The following is a 6,987-nucleotide window of genomic DNA, read 5'->3' as shown; positions in this document are numbered from 1 at the left end:
CGGCTCGTCGCGATCGCCGGCGTCGACGACAACACTGAGTCTGCTACCGAGCCGCTGGGTTCGAACTCGATCGGATCAAACCCGTCTCTAGTACTGATTGGGAGAACCGTGAAGGACGTACTGTGCCCCGTCGCGACGAGTGGACTAAACGAAGGTACATCTCATCAGTATAACATCTAATTAGTCAGGCGAACCGTTTCAGCGAGGATTTAGAGATATCTCCGAATCGAGAATCCTCCATTACGATATCAAGGATAGCCTCAGGATTGTGGAGTAACCGATGAGAGTTGTGGCGGCCACCGCCTTTTCCCATATTTACCTCCTTAGTTTCGATTACCTGGCTGAGCTGCATCTCATCAAGAATATCCCGGAACCGCCGTATCCCAATCGTGTCCATATCTATCGCGTTAGTGATCTGCTGGTACGCATCGTAGAGTTCACCTGTGATGATGTAATCATCACGCGAGTAAAGTGACTTAGCAGCGATCGAGAGACAAGCCGCTTTCATTTGAGTGGGGGTTCCCTGGAGGAAGTCGCGGAATCGATCCTTTTCAAGTGCGTCTTGGGCTCTTCGCACGTGGTCTTCTTCGACCATGTCAGCTCCCTCACGATCGGCTAGCTCTCCTGCGGTCCTGAATAACCGCATTGCTTTCCGTGCATCTCCGTGTTCCTGGGCTGAGAAAGCCGCGACAAGAGGAATGACCTCATCAGTAAGAACACCATCACGAAATGCGTCATCACGCCCGCGAAGAATCTCTTGAATCTGATTTGCATTATATGGGTCGAAATTGAGTTCTTGAGTCTGGAAGGCACTCTTGGTGCGTGGGTTCAACTCGTCGAAGAAGTTGATTTGATTGCTTATTGCTATAATTCCGATTTGACACGACGTATCATTTGATTCGACTGCCTTTGCGAGACTCATCAGAACGTGGTCGCTCTTGAGAAGGTCGACTTCGTCGAGAATGATGATAGCCGAATCGTAGTGATCGAGAATCTGCCAGAGGCGTTTGTAGAACTTGTCTTTCGGTAGCCCGGTATCGGGCATTTTCACGACGTCCTCATCCTCGTCATAGACATCCTCGTCGTTCAGCTGTTGGCCGATTGTCGAGATGACTTGGACTTCAGTTGAGGATTTCGAGCAGTCTAGATACGTATGGCCTATTCGGATATCATCAACTGCCGCATTGACAGCTCGACGAGTGACGTATCGGGAGACAAGAGATTTTCCCGTTCCTGTTTTCCCAGTAATTGAGATGTGATTTGGGGCACCACCATAGACAGCGTCGTTCAGACAGCTGCTGATAGTGGAAATATAATCGTCACGTCCGACAATTCGATCGCCATCAGGTACCCAACCGACACGGACCATCTCCTTATTTTGGAAAACTCCCTTCCGTTTAGAAAAGAGCGGGTCGTCAACCTTGAATTGTTGACCGTCCCCGTCGCTTGATGGCGGTTTTCCATTCTCGTCTGGACTCCCCTTCGGTTCCGATGTTTGGACGCGAGATTGGTCGTCTTGACCGTCTGAAGACGTAGAATCCAAATCTCGACTTTCATCGGAAGTCGAGGTGCCGTTTGACATAGAGGCACCGACGAAACCCGATTACTTAAAAGTATTCCCACCTCGACTTCCGACGTAAATCTACCACGAAAGAAGGTCTACTGGAAGGACTACCTCGATCTTCGAACAATCACGGAACCCAACACACACACACCCCTTCAGTTCCGTCGTTACCGATGAACGTGTACCCCCCACGGGAAGGATACGTACAATCGCGGTTTAGTGGATAGAACGCGTCTCTACGGCGTTTCTGGACGTTCCACCCCGTTACTGATTTTCATCTCGAACCTACCAGTCGCTCCGCTTCCTCCTCTCTAGTATTTCGTCCCGCGGAGTTATTCAAGCTGTATTGTAATAAAGCTAGGGTTTACTAACTCAACTTTTACATATTCTTATCGTGGGACAGAATACAGACGACTTCTGCTATTCTCAGTCTAGTTACCGCTTTTCACGGCCGCTAACGTCGGAACCGGTGGGGTGTGTCTGGTCATCGTGATCTTGAGCTGCGTTGCCCTTGTCTATCTAACGACGGAACCGAAGGGGTGTGGGTCCGTCATCGAGTAGTGATAGGATTTTCCCGAGACCAATTCTCGTCTCTAATCTGTCCGTGGTATCCTGAAGTATTCATTCTTGACGAGGGTTCTGGAGCTTTTCTTCCGTCTTTTGGTTCCACTCATCCCGCTCTTACTTTCATCTAAAGAGAGTAAATTCGCACGCTAACGCCGGAACTGGTGGGGTGTCCCCTCCCGAGATCTGGAGACTTCATACGATTTGTCCCTCGTTTACGACGGAAGTCTAGGGGTGACCCCATTGCGATAACGCCGGAACCGGTGGGGTGATTTTCGCCTCTCCTTACGCCGGAACTGGTGGGGTGTCCCCTCTCTGGGTTTTTCCCTCCCCATGTTGAACTGAGGCGATTCGTCGATGGCTTCCATCCCTGACCCGAGTACATACGAACCAATCACCGAGCATCTCGATGAAGTCCACCAGAAAACGGGCCTTCGCACATACGACATCTTCACGAACTGGCTAAACTTCATCGTCACCGCTCTTAGTCGAAACGACGACGACTACCTTGAACTCGTTCACGACCTCACAGATCGTCTCCACGATGACGACGATCTCACCAGAGATGTTCTCGAGACCTATGGGACTGCACTCGGAGCCCTCGTCAATACAATGGAAGAAACGACCGTTCCGGGATACCCGCACTCGGCGGAACTCCTCGGTGGGATTTACGAATACTACGGAGCTAACAGTGATGCCTTCGGCCAGCACTTCACACCCCAGAATATCGCCATCGCGAAGGCTCAGATGCTCTTCAGCACCCCCGAAGGCATTCGTGATGCCTCTCAGGAGGACCCTATCACGATGAGCGATCCGGCGTGCGGGAGTGGTCGACTCCCGTTCCACGCTGTCCAGCAGCTCCGTCACATTTCACCTAACACGCCCACCGTTGTCGTTGCACGCGACATCGACAAGACGTGCGCTCATATGGCCGTCATCAACTTTGCACTCCACGCCATCCCCGCGTACGTCGTCCACGGAAACTCCCTCACCTACGAGACGTGGCACGTTTGGCGAATAAACCATCCCACGCGAATCCTTACCGACTCAACCGCCAACGGGGTTATCACCGAACTTGACCCCGACAACGTACCCATCAAAACGGACTTTGAGGAGGCCGATGGCTCCGCTCAGGACGACACCAACAACGATAGCGACCTCTCTGAAGGAAACGTTGAGGACGCCGTCACGATCGATGATCCCGATACCATCGAGAACGTCACGCTTGACGCCTTCAGCGAATAACTATCTGTATTCCACACTCCACAATGTCCGTTGTTCTCCAATCCGAGGCGAACCGGCGTCAAGCCCTTCGAGAACTCTTCCAGGCCCTCGAGGACAACGCGACGCCGCCACGGGGTCTCGCACAAACCAAGTCTGGCGTCGTAGCTGCGATCGGGCCCGCACCGATGACCACCCGTGCGTGGTTCCTCGAGCGATACCCTCATCTCAAGGCCAGCGAAGAAACCGCCGAAGCGCAGGTCTATCGAGCGTACTGCTTCGACCCGACTCACACCCGAAAACCAACTACGGATCCCCGCGATCACATCCAAGGGAATTTCGTAGACGATCAGCTCGTCACCTGTCAAGTGTTCGTCCTTGATCTTCCTGCTACCAACTTCGAAAATTGTACGAGACTGGACGCAATCCTCCGGATCGCCAGCGAGCAATTCACTCCTATCATCCGTGACGGGCGACGTGTCCTTGAGAAGACGATTGTTGGCTCCGCTCGAGACGTCCACGCACTCTATCAGCGCACTCGATATCAACCAGCTTGCGACCCATCGACGGATATGTGAACTACACTGCTACCTCGATAGGAACGACGACTACACGCTCGCTCGCGTCGACGACTAGCCAGTTCACGTTGGTCATTCGTAACATTACGGAGTTCTCACGATGCCATCGAATTCCCAATCCCAACTCGATGCGTTCACGACGACCGAAGAATCGACATCCGGCCACTCAACAAATACTCCCGCAGTAACATCGACGACTGAGAAGTCTAAAGCGACCCACTCCACAGCGGAAACACCGCTAAACGATTTCTACGAAAATGTCCACAGGGTCTTCGAGGAAACATATCCGTCGGCACTGTTGAACGTCGATCAGGTTATGGCGCTCACTCCGGATCATAACGTCTTCTGTACATCTGACCTTCCTGATGAGCTCAAAGTCGCCCCAGCCCGTATCGGTCAGTGGGAACTCGATTACCACGACGATACGACCATCACCTACCGAGCCTCGGGACGTGCCTTCGACGAACGATGGGGACAAGGCGGGTCGATTGTCCGACACCGTATCTATCTGAACGACTCCGGAGCGAACCGCGACGGGATGTGGCACTATATGACCGAACTCGTGACCGGCTACGGGAACCCCTCACAGGTTCGGAAGGCAGACACCAGCGATAAGGCGCGACTTTCTGGGATACGCGGCCACAGCGTCCAGAACAACGACGGCGACTACGGCGTCTCCGGAGGGACGAACGCACGTATTGAAGACATCAAGACCGCAGTCGCGACGGTCGTTGCCCAACTCCATACAGAGCCCTCCACAATCCGAACGCACCTCCCTGACACCGACGACCTGGAGTGGACGCTGTCCAAATACGGCCTCAGGACGGCTACTTACGAGCGGCTGGCACCAAACGAAACAGATTACGACTACTTGCGTCTCACCGCAACGCAGGATCGCGTCTACCTCAAGGGGCTCAAAGAGAACGAGTCATCAGCTCAACACGACAGCGTACCTGTCCCCATACCTGATTCGATCCCGCCCGGCTGTGCTACTCAGACCGAGCGAGCGACCACCGTTGTTGCCTCCTCGCTTTCCCCCTGCTCATCAAGCCAATCCTCAAACCGCCAGTCGAGGAGGTGCTTGAAGCTACCGCGCTTCCGCAGTGAGGATGAGACAGTCTCACTTCCCGGAACAGTCTTTTTCTTGCACGAAGAAGATGGAGCAACAGCTCCAGAGATGCATAGACGCGGTCATTACGGGCTCGCTCTTCTCGCCTTCTCACCGCTGGCGTTTCTCCTTACCGTTAGTCGAGCATCCGGAGAAGCCCTCTTGGGGATACTTATCGTCGCCGGCGTGGCACCGATTCCCGATATCGACCAGCGTCTCCCCTTCGTTTCGCACCGCGGTATCACGCACACCGTCTGGTTCATCATCGTCGCGTCCACGATCGCAACGGCTGTGACCTGGGCCGCGGCGCTTCAGGGAACACAATCGGTGAACGGGACGCTGTCAACAGCAAGCGCTCCGTCTCTCGTTGTTCCTGCGCTTGGCGTCGGCTTTCTCGTCGCGCTGGGGCTCACGACGCACCTCCTCGGTGACGTGATAACGCCGATGGGGATCCAACCGTTCGCCCCCGTGGACGACACGGAGTACACGTGGAATCTTACGACGTCAGCGAACAGTACGGCAAATAACGCCCTCTTTGTCGCTGGACTCGGTGCCACAGGAGCAGCTATCTATATCCCGCAGGTCCTCGCGACGATCGGCGTGTAATCGCGGCTCTAACGCGCTAATTGAGCAGGCCGTCTCTGTCAGTTACCCCACGAAATGGGCGATACCATCTCTGCGTGGGGTAACTCAGATAGATCGTCGACCGAATTTCTCTCTCCCCTCTACTGGTGGAGGAATCTACGTATGGGTAGTCTTTCTCGACACCGCGCACAGCAACGCTTCCGCAAGGCACTCGACCAGCGGCTCCAGGATACGTCGAGTCCAACCGAGACGTATTCAGCCTACGAGGAAGCCATCGAGGAGCTCATCGGATTGGCCCTTAACGCCGACGAACTCAACAAGGCAGCTTGCCGCGTCGCAACCGATCCCGACGCAATAGACTTCCCCGACTAACGCCACACTCATGTCCGAATCCGATCCGACCGACGACCGCTGGATTGACGCCCACAGCGTAACCTGCGCCATTTGTGGCTATCTCGCTGACGAACGCGAAACGAAGAACCTCTACAAAGACGACGACATTCACCTTGAGGGCGAGGCACATTGGGACTGCTGGGAAACCCACGACTGCCTCGAGGGCGGCTGGCTGATTCGCGATCCCGGCCTCGACGTCGAGGCAGACATCGATCCGCAGTCCGAGACCGTTTCACTCCCTGCCGTCTGCAAGGTCTGTGGGAAGGTTTACCGGATGTGCTACGACTTCGCCGCTCTCTACGACCCAGAGGCCGATACGTTCGAGGTACCGGTACAGATCGACGACAACATCCAGGGCCTCCTCAACACCGTCAATAGACTAGCCAACAACGGACAGATCGACCCTGAAGAAGCTCAGTACCTTCGGGATAACATCATCGCGATCAAGGACCGCCTCGGACAACACCGCTCACGCGAGTAGCAGAAGGCGACATTCAGCAAAGTTCAGCACAAAGTGCATCACTCCGGTGCGACAACGTCCTCGCATCCCGGACACTCGGCCCACACGCCTTCTGTACCATCATCTTTTTCGTATTCAACTAGGGTCCACGCAGTAGTAATACGCTCATTACAGTCCGGGCAGTGACCGAGTATCTGCGTGTCGTCGGGCATGGAAAGGGGATGGAAGGAGCGTGTGATAGTGTTCCTTCCACACGAACCTTGAATGTTGTCAAAAATGAGCTTTTAGCGGGCTTGCAGGCCGTCCACACCAGAATTTCGGGGAGACAGCCCACCAGAACCATTAATTCAGAGCCGCCGGAACAGGACAACTTATGAGTGTCCGCACAATTCTCGCTCGGTTTCTCTCCACCGGGAAGACAGAGATGGTCGTCGAGTGTCGCCAGTGCGGGACAACGTCTCTTCGGACACTGATGAATGTCCCGGGTGCGGATCGGAAGAGATTGGGTGCTATC

7 protein-coding genes are annotated in these 6,987 nt (G+C 54.5%); 5 read left to right on the top strand and 2 right to left on the bottom strand.

Annotation, left to right across the window (positions count from 1 at the left end; translation table 11 throughout):
* Window positions 1-180 (top strand): hypothetical protein (locus tag ACP99_RS21105; RefSeq protein ID WP_231554332.1); only part of this gene is annotated, 180 nt, incomplete at its 5' end.
* 4 nt (window positions 181-184) lie between these two features.
* Here ACP99_RS21105 and ACP99_RS17090 read toward each other — a convergent pair.
* The gene (locus ACP99_RS17090; RefSeq protein WP_081927562.1) at window positions 185-1,582 is read right to left on the bottom strand and encodes a Cdc6/Cdc18 family protein; all 1,398 of its coding nucleotides are present in this window, start codon (window positions 1,580-1,582) and stop codon (window positions 185-187) included.
* Window positions 1,583-2,485: 903 nt separating this feature from the next.
* Here ACP99_RS17090 and ACP99_RS17085 point away from each other — a divergent pair.
* The 4 genes from ACP99_RS17085 (at window position 2,486) to ACP99_RS17060 (ending at window position 6,494) form a co-directional block, all read left to right on the top strand.
* On the top strand, window positions 2,486-3,373 hold the full coding sequence (locus ACP99_RS17085) for an N-6 DNA methylase (protein WP_049987749.1): 888 nt from the start codon (window positions 2,486-2,488) through the stop codon (window positions 3,371-3,373).
* A 654-nt stretch (window positions 3,374-4,027) separates the two neighbouring features.
* Window positions 4,028-5,641: a metal-dependent hydrolase gene (locus ACP99_RS17070; RefSeq protein WP_081927561.1), complete on the top strand. Its 1,614-nt coding sequence runs from the start codon at window positions 4,028-4,030 to the stop codon at window positions 5,639-5,641.
* Window positions 5,642-5,782: 141 nt separating this feature from the next.
* Window positions 5,783-5,992, top strand: coding sequence for a hypothetical protein (locus ACP99_RS17065; RefSeq protein WP_049987752.1), 210 nt, complete (start codon window positions 5,783-5,785; stop codon window positions 5,990-5,992).
* A 10-nt stretch (window positions 5,993-6,002) separates the two neighbouring features.
* The gene (locus ACP99_RS17060) at window positions 6,003-6,494 is read left to right on the top strand and encodes a hypothetical protein (protein ID WP_049987745.1); all 492 of its coding nucleotides are present in this window, start codon (window positions 6,003-6,005) and stop codon (window positions 6,492-6,494) included.
* Window positions 6,495-6,532: 38 nt separating this feature from the next.
* Here the strand turns inward: ACP99_RS17060 and ACP99_RS21660 are convergent, their stop codons facing one another.
* Window positions 6,533-6,685 (bottom strand): DUF7837 family putative zinc-binding protein, encoded by a 153-nt coding sequence (locus tag ACP99_RS21660; RefSeq protein WP_449271594.1) that lies wholly within the window; start codon window positions 6,683-6,685, stop codon window positions 6,533-6,535.
* Window positions 6,686-6,987 lie beyond the last annotated feature (302 nt).

The organism is Halobellus rufus (genome assembly GCF_000739575.1).
Lineage (GTDB): Archaea > Halobacteriota > Halobacteria > Halobacteriales > Haloferacaceae > Haloquadratum > Haloquadratum rufum.
The sequence above is the reverse complement of the archived record's forward strand: the minus strand, read 5'-3'. Positions and strand labels throughout refer to the sequence as shown.

Bases quoted from the DNA above. Each gene is read 5' to 3' on its own strand.
- ACP99_RS17070 (WP_081927561.1), top strand. From the start codon at position 4,028: ATGCCATCGAATTCCCAATCCCAACTCGATGCGTTCACGACGACCGAA.
- ACP99_RS17060 (WP_049987745.1), top strand. From the start codon at position 6,003: ATGTCCGAATCCGATCCGACCGACGACCGCTGGATTGACGCCCACAGC.
- ACP99_RS21660 (WP_449271594.1), bottom strand. From the start codon at position 6,685: ATGCCCGACGACACGCAGATACTCGGTCACTGCCCGGACTGTAATGAG.
- ACP99_RS17085 (WP_049987749.1), top strand. From the start codon at position 2,486: ATGGCTTCCATCCCTGACCCGAGTACATACGAACCAATCACCGAGCAT.
- ACP99_RS17065 (WP_049987752.1), top strand. From the start codon at position 5,783: ATGGGTAGTCTTTCTCGACACCGCGCACAGCAACGCTTCCGCAAGGCA.
- ACP99_RS17090 (WP_081927562.1), bottom strand. From the start codon at position 1,582: ATGTCAAACGGCACCTCGACTTCCGATGAAAGTCGAGATTTGGATTCT.